This is a genomic window from Marmoricola sp. OAE513, assembly GCF_040546585.1.
Classification (GTDB): Bacteria; Actinomycetota; Actinomycetes; order Propionibacteriales; family Nocardioidaceae; genus Marmoricola.
Genome location: NZ_JBEPOC010000001.1, coordinates 3827038 through 3847192 on the forward strand (window position 1 = coordinate 3827038; position 20155 = coordinate 3847192).

Here is a 20155-nt window from a genome sequence, read left to right on the forward strand (position 1 = left end):
CTGCCCCAGCGGCGTTCGCCCTAGTCGAAGGGAGGCCCGGCGATCTCCGGCTGGGAGCCGTTCGCGGCCAGGACGAACCGGTGACGGCCCGGCCGCCCCAGCGGCGGCGCGTACCAGCGGGCGGCGTACCGGTGCTGGGAGCGCTTCGTGCCGAGGTACGTGACGCCGAGGTGCCAGCCCTCGTCGTCGGCGACTGGCGTCCAGCCGTCGGTGCCCTCGGCCTCGACCCGGACGAGCGGCTCGTGCCAGACCAGGTCGCCGGGCGCGACGTCGGACCAGGCCTGCTCCCAGAAAGCGTCCTCGGTGGGCGTCGCCTCGACGAAGCGCACGGCGCCCGGCAACCGGGTGGCAGCCGCACCGGTCGGCAGCGCCAGGTACCGGCGTACGCCGAAGTCGAAGCTGCGCTCCCGCGGCACCGAACCGATGCCCGCGGCGACATCGTCGGCGAGCTGGCGTGCCTGGCCCGCCACCCACGCCTGCTGCTGCGGTCCGAACAGGACGGAGGCCCCTTCGTAGTACTGAGCCGTGTACTCCTCCGGTGTCGTGAGGTAGTCGGTCTGGTCGTTGACCAGAGACGAGACGAAGGCGGTGTCCAGGGCCAGGCCCGAGGTGAGCACCGCGTCGCCGATCCGGCGTCCTGCCTCGACCGTGGTCTCGAACGGGAGCCCGACCACTGCGGCACGCCCGAGCAGGAGCAGGTGCACGGGGAGCACGGTCGGGAACGCCTCGGGTGGTCCGACGAAGCGGCTGTGCCCCCACTCGGTGCCGGCGATCCGCTTCTCGCCGTGCGGTCCTCTCGGTCGGCGACCGTGCCCGGCCTTGAAGGGCGGCAGGAGGTGCAGCACGGGCGTGGTGTTCTCCGCCGCGCCCGCCGTCTTGGCCCATCCGATCCTCGGGGACGCGAGCCGGATGCCGTCGACCTCGGGATCCTCGGTGGTGTCGAGCTGGCGCAGAGCAGTGACGACCGGGAATTCCGCGCTCAGACGGCCTCCGAGCTCTGCGTGCAGGGCGCCAGCGGCCGCCCCGATCCCCCGTCCGACTCGCTCGGCCTCCGGGAACACGAGCATTCCCGGTTTCACCGCCGGCGTCATGTCTCCGTGGGACGCCACCACCGCGCCGCTGACCATGCGACTCCCGGTCGCCTCGAGCACCTGCTGGACGAGCTCGCCGTTCACGTAGGCCCAGACGTCTGCGTTGTAGGACGTGTCGTGGTGGCTGATGCCGGTGCCGTGGATGGAGAACCAGGTGAACGACCCCAGCGGGCCGTCCTCGTCGTCCACCCGGAGCAGGTGCAGGCGTGGGTCGATGGCGGCGTACCTGCGCTGGTCCTCGGTACGCCGGTCCGCCAGCCCCTCGTTGCGCACGAACGCGCCGAGCGACCGGTTCCGGGTGAGCCCCCAGACCTCGGTCATGCCGAACGCGGCGCGCGCCGGCCGACGGGACGCGACGGCTTCCCGGACGGCGCCTTCCAGGCGCGCGACGAGGAACGCCGCGAAGTCGGGGTCGAAGCCGGGACGGTTGGAGGCCCAGTCGTTGTAGAAGGCGCTGCCGCTGTACTGCCCCGGCCCGGCGTGCGTGTGCGTCGCCGCGAGGAAGATGCCGCTCAGCGGGACGTCGGTGTCGCTGAGCGCCTCGGCGAGGGCGTGCTGGACCAGCGCGGAGCCGGCCAGCAGGTCGAGTGCGACCAGCACCACCGAGGAGCGCCCGGTGCGCAGGTGCAGCACCCGGGCCTTGATCCGGGTGCGGAACCCGGTGCCGTCGTGCGCGTTCTTCGAATGCCCCGCCTTGGGCATGCCTGGGGGCGGGGTGATGTCGACCTCAGCCGCCCCGGCGAGCAGGCGCTCGACGTGCGGGAGCTCGGGTTCGGCGAAGGGACCGTAGGTGATCCGGAAGCGTTTGCCGGTGAGGTCGGCGCGTGCGAAGACGTGCGCGGCGTCCATGCGCCCCCGATTGGGTCGAAGTGACTCGTCTTTGCTACTGTTGCGCCCGCTCGTCCGAGTGGCGGAATGGCAGACGCGCTAGCTTGAGGTGCTAGTGTCCTTTAACGGACGTGGGGGTTCAAGTCCCCCCTCGGACACCAAACTTGAACGGAAAACCCCAGGTCAGAGACCTGGGGTTCTTTCGTTCGCTGAACAGCACACGACACGAGGAAGCATGGCCAGGAAGAAAGCACCGTCCGGCGAGGACAAGCAGCGCGCGCGGATCGAGCGCCAGGTCAAGGACATCGTCGACGAGATCGTGTACGCCACCATCGACGAGGACGTCGAGGTCGCGATCGACAAGCTGCACACCCGGCTTCAGCGCGTGAACGGCGCCACCTTCGACCGCGCCTGGGCCAAGCGCGCCGTCGAGACCATGCGTCGTGGGGATCTGTTCAAGATCATCATCCGCTGAGCCTGGTCAGGCCAGCGTCGCCTCGATGGCTGCGATGACCTGCGGGTCCTCCGGCTCGACCGTCGGGCTGAACCGCGCGACCACGGTGCCGTCGGCGTCAACGAGGAACTTCTCGAAGTTCCAGGCGACGTCGCCGGCCTCACCCTTCTCGTTCGGGCTCTCGACCAGGCCCAGGTAGACCTGGTGGCGGTCGTCACCGTTGACGTCGATCTTCTCGGTCATCGGGAACGTGACACCGTACGTCGCGGAGCAGAACTCGGCGATCTCCTCGCTGGTCCCGGGCTCCTGCCCGAGGAACTGGTTGCACGGGAAGCCGACCACGGTGAACCGCGGGCCACCGTAGGTCTCCTGCAACCGCTCGAGGCCGCCGTACTGCGGGGTGAGACCGCACTTGCTGGCCACGTTGACCAGCAGGGCAGGCCGACCGCCGGTCAGCTCGCGGAGGGTGGACGGGGTGCCGTCGAGGCGGGCCACGGAGGCGTCGAGGATGCTCATGGTGCTCGAGTCTACGAATCCGCGGCGCGCTAGATTGCGTCCATGTCGAACCTCCAGAACAAGGTCGTCCTCATCACCGGTGGCGCACGCGGAATCGGCGCGGCGACAGCACGCGAGATCGCCGCCCGCGGCGGCAGGCTGATCCTGACCGACGTGGACCAGGAGCCCCTGGACGAGGTGGCCGCCGAGCTCGGGGACGACAAGGTCCTCGCCGTGCTGGCCGACGTGACCGACCTGGCCGCGATGGAGGCGGCAGTGGCGGCTGGGATCGCGAAGTTCGGGAAGCTCGACGTGGTGGTCGCCAACGCCGGCATCGCCACCTACGGGTCGGTGCTGGGCGTGGACCCGGCGGCTTTCCGCCGCCTCATCGACATCAACATCAACGGCGTCTTCCACACCGTGCGCGCTGGTCTGCCCGCGCTGATCGAGTCGAAGGGCTACGTCCTGGTCGTCTCGTCGCTCGCCGCCTTCGCCGCGGCCCCCGGGCTCGCGGCGTACAACGCCAGCAAGGCGGGGGTCGAGCACTTCGGCAACGCGCTCCGGCTCGAGGTGCACCACCAGGGCGTCGCCGTCGGCGTCGCTCACATGTCGTGGATCGACACCCCGCTGGTCCAGGACGCGAAGAAGGACCTCAAGGCGTTCGACCAGATGATCAAGCGGTTGCCCTACCCGCTCAACAGGACCACCAATGTCGAGGCGTGCGTGACGGCGTTCGTGAAGGGCATCGAAGGGCGCAAGCGGCGCGTCTTCGTCCCGGGCTGGGTCGGCGCGATCCGCAACCGCCGGAACCTGCTCGCCTCGGCCAACGGCGACCGGGCGACGCTCAAGCACGTGCCGGAGCTGCTCCCGCTCATGGACGAGGAAGTACGCCGGCTCGGACGCTCGACGAGCGCCCGCAACAAGGTGGAGTAGGCCTCAGGAGGCCATGAACAGGATGGCCTCGCGGTCGTACTCGCGGCCCTCGTGCTCGGCCTTCAGGTGCGCCTGCACCTTCTCGACCAGCTCGTCCTCGTTCGCACCCGTGATGTACTCGCCGCAGGGGCAGTTGAGTCGCGTCTTCATAGCACCGAGCCTAGCCGCTCGCCGACCCACGCACCCAGAACTCGGGCACTCGCGTCGACCACGGACGGCCAGTCGAAGGCACCCTCGTCGGCGTTGTCGGAGACGTGCTTGACCAGCTCGACCGGGACGCCGAGCCGCTGGCAGGCGAGCACGACGCCGTACGCCTCCATGTCGACCAGGTCCGCGCGCTCGGCCAGCACGTCCCGCACGAGCGGGTCGGTGACGAAGACGTCTCCCGAGGCCAGCACGGTGCCGTCGCCGTTGTCGAGCTCGAGGACCTCCTGCGGGTCCACGCCGAGCGCACGGATCGCGTCCGCACTGATGTCGTGGTTGACGACGGTGCCCGGCCGGAACAGGCCGGTCAACCCGTCGCGCAGGGCGCCCGCAGTCCCGACGTTGAGCACGACCAGGTCGGTGGTGTCGCCGTACTGGAGCAGCGCACGCGTCGTCTCGACCGCAGCGGTCGTCTTGCCGATGCCGGTGATCACCACCGGCACGCCCTCGGGGATGTACGCCGCCTCGGACGCCAACGCCGAGACGACCAGGAACGACGTCATCACCAGCCCGCCGGCAGCGGGCGACCCTCGGCGTAGCCGGCGGCCGACTGGACGCCGACGACCGCGCGTGCGGAGAACTCCGCCAGGTCGTGGGCACCGGCATACGTCGCGGCCGACCGGACCCCGGAGCAGATCTCGTCGACCAGGTCCTCGACGCCCGGTCGCTGCGGGTCCAGGAACATCCGGGAGGACGAGATGCCCTCCTCGTACAGCGCCTTGCGGGCGCGCTCGAACGCGTCGTCGCCGGCCGTCCGGTTCGCCACCGCCCGCGCCGAGGCCATCCCGAAGGACTCCTTGTACGCGCGACCGTCGGCACTGCGCTGCAGGTCACCGGGCGACTCGTAGGTCCCGGCGAACCAGGAGCCGATCATCACCTGCGACGCGCCGGCGGCCAGGGCCAGCGCCACGTCGCGCGGGTGCCGGACTCCCCCGTCTGCCCACACGTGCTTGCCGTGCTCCTTGGCCGCCTCGACGCACTCGAGCACAGCACTGAACTGCGGACGCCCGACACCGGTCATCATCCGGGTGGTGCACATCGCGCCGGGACCGACACCGACCTTGATGATGTCCGCGCCCGCGTCGATCAGGTCGTGCACGCCCTCGGCTGCCACCACGTTGCCGGCGACCACCGGCAGCTCGAGGCCGGTACCGCGCACCGCCTTGAGCGCGTCGATCATCCGTTCCTGGTGGCCGTGGGCGGTGTCGACGACGAGGGTGTCGACCCCGATCTCGGCGAGCCGTTCGGCCTTCGCCGCGACGTCGCCGTTCACCCCGATGGCCGCAGCGACCCGGAGACGCCCGGCGCCGTCGAGCGCCGGGGTGTAGATCGTCGAGCGCAGCGCCCCGGTCCGGGTGAGCAGCCCGACGAGCGCGCCGTTGCCGTCCACCACCGGGGCGAGGCGATGACGCGTCGCGGCGAGACGGTCGAAGGCGCTCCGGGCGTCCACCTGGTCGTCGAGGGTGACCATGTCGGTCGTCATCACCTGGCCGACCTGGGTGAACCGGTCGACGCCGGTGCAGTCGGCCTCGGTGACGATGCCGACCGGCGTGCCGTCGGAGACCACGATCGCTGCCCGGTGCGCCCGCTTCGGCAGCAGGGCGAGGGCGTCGCTGACGGTCTCGTGCGGGTCGAGCGTGATCGGGGTCTCGAAGAGCGGGTGCCGGGTCTTCAGCCACGCGACCACCTCGGCGACGACGTCCAGCGGGATGTCCTGCGGCAGCACCGCGAGGCCTCCGCGACGCGCCATCGTCTCGGCCATCCGTCGGCCGGAGACCGCGGTCATGTTGGCGACGACGAGCGGGATCGTGGTCCCGGTCCCGTCGCTGGAGGACAGGTCCACGTCGTACCGGGACGACACGGCCGACCTCCGGGGCACCATGAACACGTCGTCGTAGGTCAGGTCGAACGGGGACTCGTTGAGGAAGCGCACGAGAAGAATCTACTGCGGCAGGATGTGCGAGTGAGCACTGCAGCACGGGCGCCCGGACGGGTGAACCTGATCGGCGAGCACCTGGATTACAACGGAGGTCGGTGCCTGCCGATCGCGATCGACCGCACGACGACGGCAACGGTGGACCTGGCCGAGGTCCCCCGCCGGTCCAGCACCGCATCGAGCCGGGGCTGGGAGGCGTACGTCGACGGAGTCCTCGCCGAGCTCGGGGTGGACCAGCCACTGGCCGTGTCGGTGCACTCCGACGTGCCGGTCGGTGCGGGCCTGTCGAGCTCGGCGGCTCTGACCTGCAGCGTGGCACTCGCCGTGGACGCCCTGCTCGGTCCGGGCAGGTCCCGAGAGGAGCTCAGGGACGCGTGCATCCGGGCCGAGAACGAGCACGTCGGCGTGCCCAGCGGTGGGCTCGACCAGACCGCTGCGCTGTTCAGCCGGCCGGGGACCGCGCTGCTGATCGACTTCGCCACGGGCGACCTGAGCCACGTCGCCTTCGACCCCGGAGCGGACGGCGTGGCGCTCCTGGTCGTGGACTCCGGGGTGCGGCACCGGCTCCGCGACGGCTCGTACGGCGACCGCGCGGCCGAGTGCCGCCGGGCCGCTGACGAGCTCGGGCTGGAGCACCTCGCGCACGCGGGCTACGAGGACCTGGGGAGGCTCTCCGAGGACTCGCTGCGCCGCCGTGCTCGGCACGTGGTCACCGAGCAATTGCGCGTCGACGCCTTCGCCGCGGCGACCCAGGACGGCCGCTGGCAGGAGGCGGGCGACCTGATGACCGCCTCCCACCTGTCGCTGCGCGACGACTTCGAGGTGTCCTGTCCCGAGCTCGACCTGATCGTCGCCACGGCGCTGGGCGCGGGTGCCCTCGGGGCCCGGATGACCGGCGGTGGCTTCGGCGGGTCGGCGATCGTCCTGTGCAGCGAGGAGCGGGTCGCGACGGTGACCGACCGGATCACGCAGAACGCCCCGACCCTGTTCAGGGTCGAGGCGTCCGACGGTGCGCAGGTGCTGACTACTTGAGCTCGCCCGAGCTCAGGCCGAGGACCCGGCGCGCGACGATGAGCTGCTGGATCTGCTGGGTGCCCTCGAAGATGTCGAGGATCTTGGAGTCGCGGCTCCACTTCTCCAGCAGGTCGGTCTCGGAGTAGCCCAGCGTGCCGGCCAGCTCGACGCAGCGCAGGGTGACGTCGCTGCCCATCCGACCCGCCTTCGCCTTGGCCATCGAGGCCTCCAACGAGTTCGGCTCCCGGTTGTCAGCCATCCACGCGGCCTGGAGGGTCAGCAGGTACGCCGCCTCCCAGTCCGCCTCGAGCTGCAGGAAGGTCGCCGCCGCAGCCGACTGGTTGAACGCCGGACGGTCGTAGTCGACCTCGACACCGGCGTCGGCCAGGATCCCGCGGGTCAGGTCGAGCGAGGCCCGGGCGCAGCCCAGTGCCATCGCCGCGACCAGCGGACGGGTGTTGTCGAAGGTCGCCATGGCGCCGGCGAAGCCTTCCTTGGTGTCGATCTCCTCGTTGCCCAGGATGTTCTCGGCGGGCACACGGCAGTTGTCGAAGATGATCACCGCGGTGTCGGAGGCGCGGATGCCGAGCTTGTGCTCCAGCCGCTCCACCCGCATGCCCGGGGTGCCCTTCTGGACCACGAAGGACTTGATCGCCGCACGGCCGAGGCTCTTGTCGAGCGTCGCCCAGACGACGACGCTGTCGGCGCGCTCACCGGCCGTGACGAAGATCTTCTCGCCGTTGAGGATGTACTCGTCGCCGTCCTTGACCGCGGTCGTGCGGATGGCGGCCGAGTCGGACCCGAAGGACGGCTCGGTGATCGCCATCGCCGCCCAGGTGCCGTCGAACTTCTTGAGCTGCTCGTCGTTGGCCACCGAGGCGATCGCGGAGTTGCCGAGGCCCTGGCGCGGCATCGACAGCGTCAGGCCGACGTCGCCCCAGCACATCTCCAGGATGGACAGCACGGACGCGAGGTTGGCGCCGTTCTTGTTGCCCTTCTCGACCGGCTTGTCGTCACGCCGGACTCCTGCCGCACCGGCGCCTTCCGAAGCACCGGAGTCGGCCAGTCCGTCGATCATCGCGGCCAGCATGTCGAGCTCGACCGGGTACTCGTGCTCCGCGGCGTCGTACTTGCGGGAGATCGGCCGCAGCATGTTCATCGCGACCTGGTGGGCCTGGTCGATGAGCGGGCGGACCTTCTTCGGGGTTTCCAGGTTGATGCTCATACCAGCACGGCTCCTTCCATGAGGCCGACAGCTCTCAGGTCGCGGTACCACCGCTCGACCGGGTGCTCCTTGACGAATCCGTGGCCACCGAGCAGCTGGACGCCGTCGTTGCCGATGCCCATGCCGCGCTCGGCGCAGAGCCGGCGGGCCAGGGCGATCTCGCGGCTCGCGTCCTTGCCCGCAGCGACGCGCGCCGCCGCCTTGTAGGTGACCAGGCGCATGCCCTGCAGCTCGATGGCGATGTTGGCGACCATGAACGCGACCGACTGGCGGTGCGCGATCGGCTCGCCGAACGCCTCCCGGGTCTTCACGTACGGCGTGACGTAGTCGAGCACCGCCTGGGCGGTGCCGACCGCCAGGGCGCACCAGGCCAGGCGGGAGTTCTGGACGACCTCGCGGTAGGTGGCCTCGTCGCCGAACAGCGCGACGTCCTCGACGGCGACGTCGTGGAGCTCCAGGCGGGTGATGCCGGCCGCTCGGACCCCCATGGACGGGTCGGAAACGACGGTGATGCCCTCGGCGCCGGACTCGACCAGGAAGAGCTGCGGCTTGCCGTCGAGCTCCGCGCCGATCAGGAACAGCTCGGCCTCGGCGCCGCGGACGACACCGGACTTCACGCCGTTGAGCACGTAGCCGGAGCCCTTCTTGGTCGCCGTGGCCTTCGGGACCAGCGGGTCGAAGAGGGCGGTCGGCTCGGCGAGCACGAGCGCAGCGGCCGGGACCTCGTCGCCGGCGAAAGCCGGGAGGTACGTCGACTGCTGCTCGTCGGTGCCGTACAACGAGAGCGCCGTGGCGACCGCGCCGGAGGACAGTGCGGCGACCGCGATCCCGAGGTCACCCTTGGCCAGGGCCTCGTGCACCAGGACGCCCGCCACGGCGGAACGCTCGGTGGCGATGCCGCCCAGGTCCTCGGCGACACCCAGGATCGGCAGACCGATCTCGAGCGAGGCCTTGAGCAGCTCCTCGGGCGTCGCGCAGGCCTCGTTGGCCTCGGCAGCCGCGGGTCGGACGACCTCGTCGGCGAACTCGGAGACCACGTCGACGAGCATCTGCTCGTCCTCGCTCGGGGTCAGGTCGAACAGACCGGTCGGCTGCGCGGACGGAACCCGCTTGCCGCCGCCCTTCCCGCCGACCTTGGCGAACGCGCGGCCGGCGGCGCTGGCGGTCTTGAACCCCGCGCTGGTCACCCGGAACACGGTCTGCTCACTGGTCCTGCGGATGCCGAGGCGGTCGAGCACATCGCTCTGCGCGAGCTTGTTCAGCGCGACGACTGCCAGGCCGATCGGGTCACGTTTCTCGTTGTCACTGAGTCCGTGCTTGCCGCCTGCGGCGAGCACGCTCTTCACGGGGTCGAATGCCATGCCGTTACTGTAACTGCGAGTTACACATAGCGCTACAACTTCGTACGTGGCGCCGGTCACGAGTTTCGGCCTGTCTAGGATTCAGCCCATGACGACCGCTCCCGAGTCCGTCCTCCCGTCCGGGGGAACCGTGCGCCCGATCACCCGGTGGGGCGAAGCCGTGATGCACCGCCCGGCCCGTCCGGTGACGACCTTCGACCAGACGCTTGCCGACCTCGCGGCCGACATGGTGGCGACGATGTACGCCGCCCAGGGCGTCGGGCTCGCCGCGTGCCAGATCGGCGTCGACCTCGCGATCTTCGTCTTCGACTGCCCCGACGAGGCGGGGGTCGAGCACCAGGGGGTCGTGTGCAACCCCGTGCTGCACCTGCCCGAGGGCCGCGACCGCAGCCTCGACGACGGTGACGAGGGCTGCCTTTCCTTCCCCGGCGCCTTCGTGCCGTGCGCGCGACCGGACTTCGCGCGCGTCACGGGCCAGGACCTGCGCGGCGACCCGGTCGAGTACTCCGGGGACGGTCTGCTGGCCCGCTGCCTGCAGCACGAGACCGACCACACGAACGGCATGGTGTTCGGCGACCGCCTCTCGACGCGTCAGCGCAAGAAGCTCACCAAACAGATGGAGTCCGAGGCCCACGAGTTCCCGCCGGGCTGGCCTGCCTGATCAGCGTCGGGCGGCGACGTAGCAGGCGACCGCCGACGCCGCGGCGACGTTCAACGAGTCGATGCCGGCCGCCATCGGGATGACGGCGCGCCTGTCGGCGGAGGACTCCCAGCGCTGCGAGAGGCCGTGGCCCTCGGACCCCAGGACGAGCGCGAGCCGGCCGACCCCGGCAACCGCTTGCTCGATCGGGACGGCGTCGGGCGCCAGGGTCAGGGCGACGGTGGTGAATCCGCGCGTCGAGAGGTCCACGAGACCGGAGTGCCAGTCGGGCAGCCGGGTCCACGGCGTCGAGAAGACCGCGCCCATCCCGACCTTGACCGAACGTCGGTAGAGCGGGTCGGCGCAGCGCGGCGCCAGCAGCACGGCGTCGAACCCGAGGGCCGCCCCCGAGCGGAAGACCGCCCCGACGTTGGTGTGGTCCACGAGGTCCTCGAGCACCAGGACGGACCGCGTCCCGTCGAGAACCTCGTCGACCGACGGCAACGGCTTGCGCGCGAACGACGCCAACGCGCCGCGGTGCACGTGGAAGCCGACGACCTGCTCGACGAGCTCCTCGGCGAGCACGTACACGGGGGCGTTCGACGCGCTCGTGACGTCGGCCAGCGTGTCCACCCAGCGCGGAGCCATCAGGTAGGACCGCGCGGCGAACCCGGCCGCGGCAGCGCGGCGTACGACCTTCTCGCCCTCGGCGAGGAACAGGCCGTGCTCGACCTCGAGGCTGGCCCGGAGCTGGACGTCGCGCAGGTCGCGGTAGTCGGCCAGCCGGGGATCGGCCCGGTCGGTGATCTCGATCAGGTCAGGCATCGGGGTGGGCGACGCGGACCACGTCGCCGATCACGATGATCGCGGGCGCCTTCACGTCGTGGGTGACCAGGTCGTCGGCGAGCGTGCGCAGCCGGGAGACGACCGTGCGCTCGGTGGGCATGGTGCCGTCGCAGACCACGGCGACCGGGGTCTCGGGGTCGCGACCCAGCTCGATCAGCGTCGCGGCGATCGCCGGGGCGTTCTGCACGCCCATCATCACCACCACGGTGCCGGTCATCCGGGCCACACCGTCCCAGGCGACCAGCGACTCGGGGTGGCCCGGTGGCAGGTGACCGGAGATCACGGTGAACTCGTGGGTGACCCCGCGGTGGGTGACCGGGATGCCGGCGATTCCCGGCACGGCGATCGGACTGCTGATGCCGGGGATGACGGTGACCGGGACGCCGGCGTCGCGGCACGCGAGGATCTCCTCGTAGCCGCGTCCGAACACGAAGTTGTCGCCGCCCTTGAACCGGGCCACCCGTTTCCCGGCCAGGGCGGCCTCGACGATGATCCGGTTGATCTCCTCCTGCTGGGCCGAGCGTCCTCGCGGAAGCTTGGCGACGTCGACCAGCTCGACGTCCGGGCTGAGGTCACCGAGGAGCTCGCGCGGGGCCAGACGGTCGGCGACGACGACGTCGGCCTCCATCAGCGCCTTCCGACCGGCCAGCGTCATCAGGCCGGGATCCCCCGGGCCACCGCCGATCAGCACGACGCCGGGCTCCCGCGGGACGTCGACGCCGTCCAGCGTCCCGTCCTGGAGGCCCTCCATGATCCGGTCGCGCAGCGCTGCCGTCTGCCGGGAGTCGCGGTACTCGCGGCGATCACCGAGGACGGCGACGGTCACCTCGCCGTGCCGCCCGACGGCCGGCGTCCAGGCACTTCCCGCGAGGGCCTCGTCGGAGCGGACGCAGAAGGTGTGCAGGCTCTCGGCGACCTCGACCACCCGCTGGTTGGTGCCCGGGTCGTCGGTGGCCGCGATGACGTACCACGCGCCGTGGAGGTCGCCGTCCTCGAAGGGACGCTGCAGCAGCGTGATCTCACCACCCCCGTGCAGACCCTCGATGGCGGGCGTGACCTCGGGGGCGACGACGTGGACGTCCGCACCCGCGGCGATCAGACCGGGGACGCGACGCTGGGCGACGTGTCCCCCACCGACGACGACGACCTTGCGGCCCGCGAGCCTGAGTCCGGAGGGGTACGTCGGGTAGTCGCTCACCGGGCCATTCTCCCGATCCGCCGCACGAGGTGCTGACGCGGGTTCACCCTGCGGACTAGTGTCGTGCCATGAGCATCGAACGCCCGGTATCCCCCGATCCGTACCCCCTGCTCCCGGCCGTCGCCTCCTTCACCGTCACCAGCGACGACGTCACCGACGGCCAGCCGCTCAAGGACGACCAGGTGGCCGCTGCCGGCAACACCTCTCCCCAGCTGTCGTGGAGCGGCGCCCCGGAAGGGACGCAGAGCTACACGATCACCTGCTTCGACCCGGACGCGCCGACTCCGTCGGGGTTCTGGCACTGGGTCCTCGTCGACGTTCCCGCGGACGTCACCAGCCTGGACGTCGGGGCCGGAGCCGAGGGTGCCGACCTGCCCGGCAACGCGTTCATGTGCCGCAACGACGGCGGACCCAAGGCGTTCATGGGCGCTGCTCCGCCCGAGGGTGACCAGGTCCACCGCTACTACTTCGTCGTGCACGCCGTGAAGACCCCGGAGCTCGGGGTGGACTCGGACGCGTCAGCGGCCGTGGTCTCGTTCAACCTGGCGTTCAAGACCCTCGGCCGAGCGATCCTCCATGGCACCTACCAGCACTGACATCCTCGGGGCGCCGTACCTCGCCCGAACCCTCGCGCTGCGGCCGGACGCCGAGGGCGAGGTCACCGCGACCCTGGTGCACCGTCCCGCCGACGGGCCGCCCACCGGTAAGGCCGTCCTGCACGTCCACGGGTTCGCCGACTACTTCTTCCAGACCCCGGCTGCGGACTTCTGGTGCAACCGGGGGTACGACTTCTACGCCCTCGACCTGCGCAAGTACGGGCGGTCGCTGCTGCCCCACCAGACGCCGAACTACGTCGACGACCTGAGCACGTACCACGAGGAGCTCGACCAGGCGTACGAGGCCATCAGCGCCAACTACCAGCACATCGTCCTCTCGGCGCACTCCACCGGCGGACTGACCGTGCCGCTGTGGGCGGCAGCGCGGAGGCTCGACATCGCCGGGATGGTGCTCAACGCACCTTGGCTCGACATGCAGGGCGACGCGGTCACCCGCAACGTCGCGATGCCGGTCATCAGACGGCTCGGGTCCCGCAGGCCGCAGTTGGAGATCCCGCGCAAGGTCAGCGGCTTCTACGCTCGGAGCATCCACGCGGCCCACGAGGGCGACTGGGACTTCAACCTGGAGTGGAAGCCGCTGCAGTCCTGGCCCGTGTACGCCGGCTGGATCCGGGCGATCCGTGAGGGGCAGATCGCGATCTCTCGCGGGATCGAGGTGCCGGCGCCGGTCCTGGTGCTGTCCTCGAGCCGCTCGGGTCACCCGAGCTCGATCCACCACCCCGACGTGCACAGCACCGACATCGTCCTGGACGTCGAGCAGATCCGGCGGCGGGCGCCTCTCCTGGGCCGGCACGTGACGCTGGCGCAGATCGACGGTGCCGTCCACGACGTCACCCTGTCGCGCCCGGAGGTTCGGAAAGTCGTGTTCGACGAGGTGGCGGTGTTTCTCTCCGCGTACGTCGATGGCTAGGTTCAAGGTATGAACCCCGTCACTGGACTCTCCCTCGGCCGCATCGCCATCGGCGCCGGCGCCCTCGCCGCCCCCGAGCTCGCCAGCAAGCTGTTCAAGCTCGACACCGCGAACAACCCGCAGCTGCCGTACATGCTGCGGATGTTCGGCTCCCGCGAGATCGCCCTCGGCGCCGTCACGCTGGTGTCCAAGGGCGCTGCGCGGCGTCAGCTGGTGGCGCTCGGCATCGCCGTCGACGGCGCCGACGCGTACGCCGGGTACGACGCGATGCAGACCGGAGCGGTCGACCAGAAGGTCGGTATCGGCCTGGTCGCGCCGGCCGTGTTCGCCGTCGGAGCCGGCTTCGTCGGACTCTTCGCGCGGACGCGGGCGGGCAAGACGGTCGTCGCCGTACAGCCCGCTCTCTCCAAGCGCCAGGCCCGGAAGGCCCTGAAGAAGGCCGCGAAGGCGCAGCGCTCGGACTAGAGCAGGAACGAGACCAGCGCGACCAGGCCGACGACCACGATCACTGCCCGGAGCACGTTCGGCGGCAGCTTCTGCCCGACCCGCGCACCGATCTGACCGCCGGTGGCCGCGCCGACGGCCAGCAGGGCGACGATCAACCAGTCCATGTGGCCGGAGAAGGTGAAGATCACCGCGGCCAGGCTGTTGGACGACGCGACGACGACGTTCTTGACGGCGTTCTGGCGCTGCAGCGACTCGTGCACGCCGGCACCGAAGATGCCGAGCACGATCACGCCCTGGGCGGCGCCGAAGTAGCCGCCGTACACACCGGCGCCGAGGACGGCGGGCGGCACCCAGGGCGCGTCCGGCGCGCTCCCGTCAGCGGCCGCCGCCGCCCGCGCCGAGATCCGCGGTCCGAGCACCACCAGCAGCAGACCGACCAGGATCAGCACCGGCACGATCGCCTTGAAGGCCGACGACGGCAGCACCAGCAGCAGGGTCGCGCCGATCGCGGACCCGACCAGCGTGGCCACGACCAGCCGCAGGATCCGCGTTCGCTGGCCGGTCAGGTGGGCCCGGTAGCCGATCGCGCCGGACACCGAACCCGGCACGAGCCCGAGCGTGTTCGACACGTTGGCGGTGACCGGCGGGACACCGAACGCGAGGAGGGTCGGGAACGTGATCAGCGTTCCCGACCCCACCACGGTGTTGATCGTGCCCGCCGCGACCCCTGCCAGCAGGATCACGGCGCACTCGAGCAGGCTCACGGAGCCGGAGGCTGCGGCCCTGCGTCCGGATCGGTCCCGACCTCGGGGCCGGCCTCAGGAGCGGCCGACTCCTGGGCCTCCTTCAGCGCGGCCTCGACGCTCTCGTGCGCCCCCTGCAGGGCACCGCTGCCGCCCAGCTCCACGCGCTCGCTGGAACCCATGTCGACCCGGACCTTCGGGCCGGTGGACTGCTGCGGGATGCCGGCGATTTCGTGGATGGACGAACCGAGGCCCTCGAGCGCCTTGGTGAACTCCGAGGGGACGATCCAGAGCTTGTTGGCGTCGCCGTCCGCGATCTTCGGCATCATCTGCAGGTACTGGTAGGCCAGCAGCGACTGGTCCGGGTTCCCGTCGTGGATGGCCTGGAAGACCGTGAGGATGGCCTGCCCCTCACCCTGGGCCCGCAGGATCGCGGACTCGCGGTCGGCCTGGGCGCGCAGGATGAGCGCCTCGCGGTCACCCTCGGCGTTCAGGATCGCGGACTGCTTGTTTCCCTCGGCCGTGAGGATCGCGGACTGCCGCTGACCCTCGGCGGTGAGGATGAGTGCGCGCTTGTCACGGTCGGCGCGCATCTGCTTCTCCATCGCGTCCTTGATGGACGGCGGCGGGTCGATGCCCTTGATCTCGACGCGTCCGACGCGCACGCCCCAGCGACCAGTGGCCTCGTCGAGGACCCCGGAGAGACCCCGGTTGATGTCCTCGCGCGAGGTCAGCGTCTGCTCGAGGTCCATCCCACCGACGATGTTGCGCAGCGTCGTCATGGTGAGCTGCTCGATGGCGGAGATGTAGTTGGCGATCTCGTACGTCGCGGCGACCGGGTCGGTGACCTGGAAGTAGATGACGGTGTCGATCGAGACGACCAGGTTGTCCTCGGTGATCACCGGCTGCGGCGGGAACGAGACCACCTGCTCGCGCATGTCGATGACGTAGCGGACCCGGTCGATGAACGGGGTGACCATGTTGAGGCCGGGCGAGAGGGTGGTGCGGTACTTGCCGAACCGCTCCACGATGCCGGCGCGTGCCTGCGGGATGATCCGGATCGTCTTCGCGAGCACGAGGATCGCGAAGAGGACCAGCACCGTGAAGAACACGAGCAGGAACGTCTCCATCTAAACTCCTTCTGTCCGAGACCGGACGACGTACGCCGTCGCGCCCTTGATCGTGACGACCTCGACCGAGGTTCCCTCGGCGATCTGGTCGTCCTCGTCGAACGGCTGCGCCGTCCAGACGTCTCCCCCGATCTTGACCCGCCCGGGAGCGGTGTGGGTCAGCGCCTCGAGCACGAAGGCCCGCTTGCCGATCAGCGCCTCGGCCCCGACCGCCAGGGTCGGGCCAGCGTGCAGCCGGTGCACCATGCCCGGTCGCAGGAACACCAGCAGCGCGAGTGCGGCCGCGAGCGCGGCCAGGATCTGCACGGCCACCGACCCGGTGACCAGGGCGACGACCATGCCGACGAGCGCGCCGCCGGCGAGCATGATGAGAATCAGGTCCATGCTCAGCAGCTCGAGCACTCCGAACGCCGTGGCGATGATCAACCAGGTCGCCCACATGTTGTCCCGGAACCAGTCCATGGCGAGACCCTAGCCGAGGCGACGCCCCGCGCGCCTGCGAGCGGCGTACCGGCCGTCCTCGACGTTGAGCTGGAGCGACATCCCGAAGGTCGTCGACAGGTTCTCCGCGGTCATCGTCTCCTCCAGCGGCCCTGCCGCGACGACCGTGCCGGCGCGCAGCATCAGCACGTGGGTGAAGCCCGGTGGCACCTCCTCGACGTGGTGGGAGACCAGCACGATCGCGGGGGCGTGGGAGTCGGTGGCGAGCACGCTCATCGTGGAGACCAGGTCCTCGCGGCCACCGAGGTCCAGCCCGGCTGCGGGCTCGTCGAGGATGAGCAGCTCGGGGTCGGCCATCAGCGCCCGGGCGATCTGGACCCGCTTGCGCTCGCCCTCGCTCAACGTGCCGAAGGTGCGGTCCACGAGCTTCTGGGCGCCGACCTCGACGAGGAGGTCGTGCGCGCGCTGGTGGTCGAGGTTCTCGTACTGCTCGCGCCAGCGTCCGACGATCCCGTACGCCGCCGAGACGACCACGTCGCGGACGAGCTCGTCGCGCGGGATGCGCTCGGCGACGGCCGCGCTGGTGTAGCCGATCCGCGGGCGGAGCTCGAAGACGTCGACAGCGCCGAGCGTCTCACCGAGGATCGCCGCGCGTCCGGAGGTCGGGTGGAGGTGGGCCGAGCAGAGCTGGACCAGTGTCGTCTTGCCGGCACCGTTGGCACCGAGGATCACCCAGCGGTCGCCCTCGCCCACGGTCCAGTCGACGGAGTCCAGCAGCGTGGACCGGCCCCTGCGCACGGTGACGCCGGCCAGCTCGAGAACGTTGTTCATGACGCGGTCCAACCTAGCCTGACTACCCTCTCCCCGTGCCTCTCCCACGCAGTGCCCTGTTCTCGCTGTGGTTCAACGCGCTCCTCGACGGCAGGACCGGGCCCGACGACTTCGCCGAGGCGGTCCGGGGTGAGGACCCCGCCCACCTGGTTCTGGGCTGGCCGGGGACACCGGTCCCCGTGCCCCTCGCCGACCTCCCGGCATCGGCCCGGGGGTACGGCTGCACCCGCGCGGCGCTGACCCTCCCGACAGCCGGCGACCCGCTGGGCCTGGCGGGTCCGCCAGCGTTCAACGCCGATGCCGTGGACCTGGGCGAGGCGGTCGTCCTCGACGGGCCCCGGCCGCTCGGGCTGCTGCCGGGAATCGACGCCCGTACCGTGCTCTGGACCGTGACGGAGGCGGTCTCCCCCCGGGTTCTCGACCCGTACGACGAGGGCCGGGTGCTGCGTCAGGTGCTGCTCGGCGCCACGGCCGAGCTGGTCCGCCTCGACGTCGCGAGCTGGCAGCCCGAGATCCCCGACCTGCTGCTCAACCTCGCTCACCGTCCGGGGCTGGACCTCCCCCCGGGCACCCCGCCCGTCGCGGTCGAGGCACTCGAACGGGCGGATCTGTGTCTTGAGGTCGTGGCCCTCGCGAGAGCCGACGACGGCGGCGCGATCACGGCGCACGAGGCCGCGGCCCGGGCGCGCTGTCTCACGGATCTCGACGTTGCCGCCCGTCGCGCGGTGGTGGCGTTCTGCTCCGCTAGCCTCAGAGCGTCATGAGCGAGCGCCCCGGGGCCGACGAGCGGCCGAAGACCCTGCTGATCACCCTGACCGGCAAGGACCGTCCAGGCGTGACCTCGACCGTGTTCGAGACCTTGGCCCGGTTCGGCGTCGAGGTGATCGACATCGAGCAGATCGTGCTGCGCCGTCGGCTCGTCCTGGGTCTGCTGGTCTCCACCCCGCGCGACTGGAAGCCGTTGCGCGACGCCGTCGAGAAGGTCGCCGACGACCTCGGGATGAGCGTCGAGGTCGAGCGCGGTGCCGGCGACAACAAGCCGCGCCCCGACGGCCGCAGCCACGTCACCGTCCTCGGCACGCCGCTGAAGTCGGCGGCCGTCGCCGCGATCGCGGGTCGGATCGCCGACGTCGGGGCCAACATCGACCGCATCGAGCGGATGGCGCGCTACCCGGTCACGGCGATCAACCTGCACGTCTCTGGTGCCGCACCCGAGAAACTCCGCGCGGTCCTGGCCGAGGAGGCCGCCCGCCAGGGGGTCGACGTCGCGGTGCAGTCCGCGGACCTGCTGCGTCGCGGCATGCGACTGATCGTGATGGACGTCGACTCCACGCTCATCCAGGGCGAGGTGATCGAGATGCTGGCGGCACACGCCGGCTGCGAGCCCGAGGTCGCCCGGGTCACCGAGGCCGCCATGCGCGGCGAGCTCGACTTCACCGAGAGCCTGACGGCGCGGGTGAGCCTGCTCGAGGGTCTGGACGCCGGCGCGATCGAGCGCGTCTACGAGGACCTCGTGCTGGCTCCCGGAGCCCGGACGACCATCCGCACCCTCAAGCGGCTCGGCTACCGGTTCGCGATCGTCTCCGGAGGGTTCTCCCAGATCACCGACCGTCTGGCTGCTGACCTCGGCATCGACTTCGCCGCGGCGAACGAGCTGGAGATCGTCAACGGCAAGCTGACCGGGCGCGTCCTCGGCGAGGTGGTCGACCGCCCCGGCAAGGCGCGCGCGCTGCGCCGCTTCGCTGCCGAGGTCGGGATCACCGAGGCCGCGACCATCGCCATCGGCGACGGCGCCAACGACCTCGACATGCTCAGCGCCGCCGGTCTCGGGATCGCGTTCAACGCCAAGCCGCTGGTGCAGAAGGCGGCAGACACGTCGGTGAACGTTCCGTACCTGGACACGGTGATGTACCTGCTCGGGATCAGCCGCGAGGAGATCGAGGCGGCGGACGCGGCCGCAGGCATTGTCACGCCCGCGCCGCCGCTCGGCTGATCAGCGCTTGGAGCCCTTGAGGGTTCCGGTGGTCTTCTTCCCGCCGTCGGTCACCACGCAGGCGGCCTTCTTGTCGACGCGGAACGAGATTCCCTTGGCAGGAGCGATGTACGTGACGTCGAGCTCGGAGCTCATCGGGTCGGACCCGACGTAGCGGGCGAAGTCCTTGAAGCACCGTTCTTCGACCACCTTCCTGATCTCGTCCTGGGTGGCGTCGTTCGGCAGGTCGACCTTGAAGGCCGTGAACACCTCACCCTCGTGCGGCTTGGAGCACGGCGTGATCTCGAGGGTCGACCCGACGCGACCGGTGAGGATCTTGGGAAGGCAGTCACCGACCTTGATCCGCGCGAGCCCGATGTCACCGGATCCGGTCTCCCGGGCCTTGTCCTGCTTCTGGTCCTCGTTCACGCCCACCGCGACGAGCGCGATGCCCGCGGCGATCACGAGGAAGCTGATCACGATGGCGGCGATCGCGAGGCCCTTGCCGGCGGCCTCGTTCCGCTTGGCCTTGCTCAGCACGATGAAGCCCATGATGATCGCGGCGATCTGGGTCAGGCAGATCGGGATGAACGAGAGCACCAGCGCGATGATCGCCATCGTCTTGCTCGGCTCCGGGGTGCCGCCGCCGTACGCCGGAGGGTAGGCCTGGTAGCCGGTCGGGGGCGGCGGGTAGCCACCGGGTGCCGGCGCCGGCGGGGCCGGGTACGCCGGTGGGGCGGACGGCGGAGCCGGGTAGGTCGGCGGGGTGGGGCCGGTCGGCGGAGTGGGCGGAGTCGGCGGCGTCTGATCGCTCATGGCGCACAGTCAACACGAGATCG

23 protein-coding genes and 1 tRNA gene are annotated in these 20155 nt (G+C 70.7%); 10 read left to right on the top strand and 14 right to left on the bottom strand.

Features of this window, described 5'->3' with window-relative positions; genetic code table 11:
- Positions 1-20 precede the first annotated feature (20 nt).
- Positions 21-1940 carry a neutral/alkaline non-lysosomal ceramidase N-terminal domain-containing protein gene (locus ABIE44_RS19220; protein ID WP_209713977.1) on the bottom strand — a complete coding sequence of 640 codons (1920 nt, stop codon included), beginning with the start codon at positions 1938-1940 and terminating at the stop codon, positions 21-23.
- A 52-nt stretch (positions 1941-1992) separates the two neighbouring features.
- On the opposite strand from ABIE44_RS19220, the gene ABIE44_RS19225 reads away from it, so the two are divergent.
- Positions 1993-2080, top strand: a tRNA-Leu gene (locus ABIE44_RS19225).
- A gap of 74 nt (positions 2081-2154) precedes the next feature.
- Positions 2155-2394, top strand: a complete 240-nt coding sequence (locus ABIE44_RS19230) for a hypothetical protein (protein ID WP_209713975.1) — start codon at positions 2155-2157, stop codon at positions 2392-2394.
- 6 nt (positions 2395-2400) lie between these two features.
- Here the strand turns inward: ABIE44_RS19230 and ABIE44_RS19235 are convergent, their stop codons facing one another.
- Complete coding sequence (locus ABIE44_RS19235; RefSeq protein ID WP_209713973.1) at positions 2401-2889, bottom strand: glutathione peroxidase; 489 nt, start codon at positions 2887-2889, stop codon at positions 2401-2403.
- A 42-nt stretch (positions 2890-2931) separates the two neighbouring features.
- On the opposite strand from ABIE44_RS19235, the gene ABIE44_RS19240 reads away from it, so the two are divergent.
- Positions 2932-3801 (top strand): SDR family oxidoreductase, encoded by an 870-nt coding sequence (locus tag ABIE44_RS19240; RefSeq protein WP_209713971.1) that lies wholly within the window; start codon positions 2932-2934, stop codon positions 3799-3801.
- A 3-nt stretch (positions 3802-3804) separates the two neighbouring features.
- On the opposite strand, the gene ABIE44_RS19245 is transcribed toward ABIE44_RS19240, so the two are convergent.
- From ABIE44_RS19245 to ABIE44_RS19255, 3 genes are read right to left on the bottom strand one after another with little or no spacing between them, the layout of a single operon-like run.
- Entirely contained in the window at positions 3805-3951 is a 147-nt protein-coding gene (locus ABIE44_RS19245) for a DUF1059 domain-containing protein (protein ID WP_209713969.1), read from the bottom strand.
- Entirely contained in the window at positions 3948-4508 is a 561-nt protein-coding gene (locus tag ABIE44_RS19250; protein ID WP_209713967.1) for a nucleosidase, read from the bottom strand. The genes ABIE44_RS19245 and ABIE44_RS19250 overlap by 4 nt, the downstream gene beginning before the upstream one ends.
- Positions 4508-5938, bottom strand: coding sequence for a GuaB1 family IMP dehydrogenase-related protein (locus ABIE44_RS19255; protein ID WP_209713965.1), 1431 nt, complete (start codon positions 5936-5938; stop codon positions 4508-4510). The genes ABIE44_RS19250 and ABIE44_RS19255 overlap by 1 nt, the downstream gene beginning before the upstream one ends.
- 30 nt (positions 5939-5968) lie before the next feature.
- On the opposite strand from ABIE44_RS19255, the gene ABIE44_RS19260 reads away from it, so the two are divergent.
- Positions 5969-6973 (top strand): galactokinase, encoded by a 1005-nt coding sequence (locus ABIE44_RS19260; RefSeq protein ID WP_209713963.1) that lies wholly within the window; start codon positions 5969-5971, stop codon positions 6971-6973.
- Here ABIE44_RS19260 and ABIE44_RS19265 read toward each other — a convergent pair.
- Entirely contained in the window at positions 6966-8180 is a 1215-nt protein-coding gene (locus ABIE44_RS19265; protein ID WP_209713962.1) for an acyl-CoA dehydrogenase family protein, read from the bottom strand. The genes ABIE44_RS19260 and ABIE44_RS19265 overlap by 8 nt on opposite strands.
- The gene (locus ABIE44_RS19270; RefSeq protein WP_209713960.1) at positions 8177-9541 is read right to left on the bottom strand and encodes an acyl-CoA dehydrogenase family protein; all 1365 of its coding nucleotides are present in this window, start codon (positions 9539-9541) and stop codon (positions 8177-8179) included. The genes ABIE44_RS19265 and ABIE44_RS19270 overlap by 4 nt, the downstream gene beginning before the upstream one ends.
- A gap of 88 nt (positions 9542-9629) precedes the next feature.
- On the opposite strand from ABIE44_RS19270, the gene def reads away from it, so the two are divergent.
- On the top strand, positions 9630-10202 hold the full coding sequence (def, locus tag ABIE44_RS19275) for a peptide deformylase (protein WP_209713958.1): 573 nt from the start codon (positions 9630-9632) through the stop codon (positions 10200-10202).
- Here def and ABIE44_RS19280 read toward each other — a convergent pair whose 3' ends face one another.
- Both ABIE44_RS19280 and cobA read right to left on the bottom strand, forming a co-directional pair.
- Positions 10203-11006 (bottom strand): TrmH family RNA methyltransferase, encoded by an 804-nt coding sequence (locus ABIE44_RS19280; RefSeq protein ID WP_209713956.1) that lies wholly within the window; start codon positions 11004-11006, stop codon positions 10203-10205.
- On the bottom strand, positions 10999-12225 hold the full coding sequence (gene cobA / locus ABIE44_RS19285; protein ID WP_209713954.1) for a uroporphyrinogen-III C-methyltransferase: 1227 nt from the start codon (positions 12223-12225) through the stop codon (positions 10999-11001). Before cobA ends, ABIE44_RS19280 begins: the two co-directional genes overlap by 8 nt.
- A 68-nt stretch (positions 12226-12293) precedes the next feature.
- Between cobA and ABIE44_RS19290 the strand changes: the two genes are divergently transcribed.
- Genes ABIE44_RS19290 through ABIE44_RS19300 form a run of 3 tightly spaced genes read left to right on the top strand, consistent with a single transcriptional unit; the run spans position 12294 to position 14217 of the window.
- Positions 12294-12821, top strand: a complete 528-nt coding sequence (locus ABIE44_RS19290; protein WP_209713952.1) for a YbhB/YbcL family Raf kinase inhibitor-like protein — start codon at positions 12294-12296, stop codon at positions 12819-12821.
- A complete protein-coding gene (locus tag ABIE44_RS19295) occupies positions 12802-13752 on the top strand; it encodes an alpha/beta hydrolase (protein ID WP_209713950.1) in 951 nt (316 codons plus the stop codon). The genes ABIE44_RS19290 and ABIE44_RS19295 overlap by 20 nt, the downstream gene beginning before the upstream one ends.
- 9 nt (positions 13753-13761) lie before the next feature.
- Positions 13762-14217 carry a hypothetical protein gene (locus tag ABIE44_RS19300; protein WP_209713948.1) on the top strand — a complete coding sequence of 152 codons (456 nt, stop codon included), beginning with the start codon at positions 13762-13764 and terminating at the stop codon, positions 14215-14217.
- Here ABIE44_RS19300 and ABIE44_RS19305 read toward each other — a convergent pair.
- Genes ABIE44_RS19305 through ABIE44_RS19320 form a run of 4 tightly spaced genes read right to left on the bottom strand, consistent with a single transcriptional unit; the run spans position 14214 to position 17344 of the window.
- The gene (locus ABIE44_RS19305) at positions 14214-14963 is read right to left on the bottom strand and encodes a sulfite exporter TauE/SafE family protein (RefSeq protein WP_209713945.1); all 750 of its coding nucleotides are present in this window, start codon (positions 14961-14963) and stop codon (positions 14214-14216) included. The genes ABIE44_RS19300 and ABIE44_RS19305 overlap by 4 nt on opposite strands.
- A complete protein-coding gene (locus ABIE44_RS19310) occupies positions 14960-16072 on the bottom strand; it encodes an SPFH domain-containing protein (RefSeq protein WP_209713943.1) in 1113 nt (370 codons plus the stop codon). Before ABIE44_RS19310 ends, ABIE44_RS19305 begins: the two co-directional genes overlap by 4 nt.
- Complete coding sequence (locus ABIE44_RS19315; RefSeq protein ID WP_209713941.1) at positions 16073-16534, bottom strand: NfeD family protein; 462 nt, start codon at positions 16532-16534, stop codon at positions 16073-16075.
- Between the two features lie 9 nt (positions 16535-16543).
- Entirely contained in the window at positions 16544-17344 is an 801-nt protein-coding gene (locus ABIE44_RS19320; RefSeq protein WP_209713939.1) for an ABC transporter ATP-binding protein, read from the bottom strand.
- 35 nt (positions 17345-17379) lie between these two features.
- Here ABIE44_RS19320 and ABIE44_RS19325 point away from each other — a divergent pair, with 35 nt between their 5' ends.
- Both ABIE44_RS19325 and serB read left to right on the top strand, forming a co-directional pair.
- The gene (locus ABIE44_RS19325; protein WP_209713937.1) at positions 17380-18108 is read left to right on the top strand and encodes an Rv1486c family protein; all 729 of its coding nucleotides are present in this window, start codon (positions 17380-17382) and stop codon (positions 18106-18108) included.
- A complete protein-coding gene (gene serB / locus ABIE44_RS19330; protein WP_209713935.1) occupies positions 18105-19337 on the top strand; it encodes a phosphoserine phosphatase SerB in 1233 nt (410 codons plus the stop codon). The genes ABIE44_RS19325 and serB overlap by 4 nt, the downstream gene beginning before the upstream one ends.
- Here the strand turns inward: serB and ABIE44_RS19335 are convergent, their stop codons facing one another.
- On the bottom strand, positions 19338-20132 hold the full coding sequence (locus tag ABIE44_RS19335; protein WP_209713933.1) for a DUF4190 domain-containing protein: 795 nt from the start codon (positions 20130-20132) through the stop codon (positions 19338-19340). It lies immediately after the preceding gene.
- Positions 20133-20155: the final 23 nt, after the last annotated feature.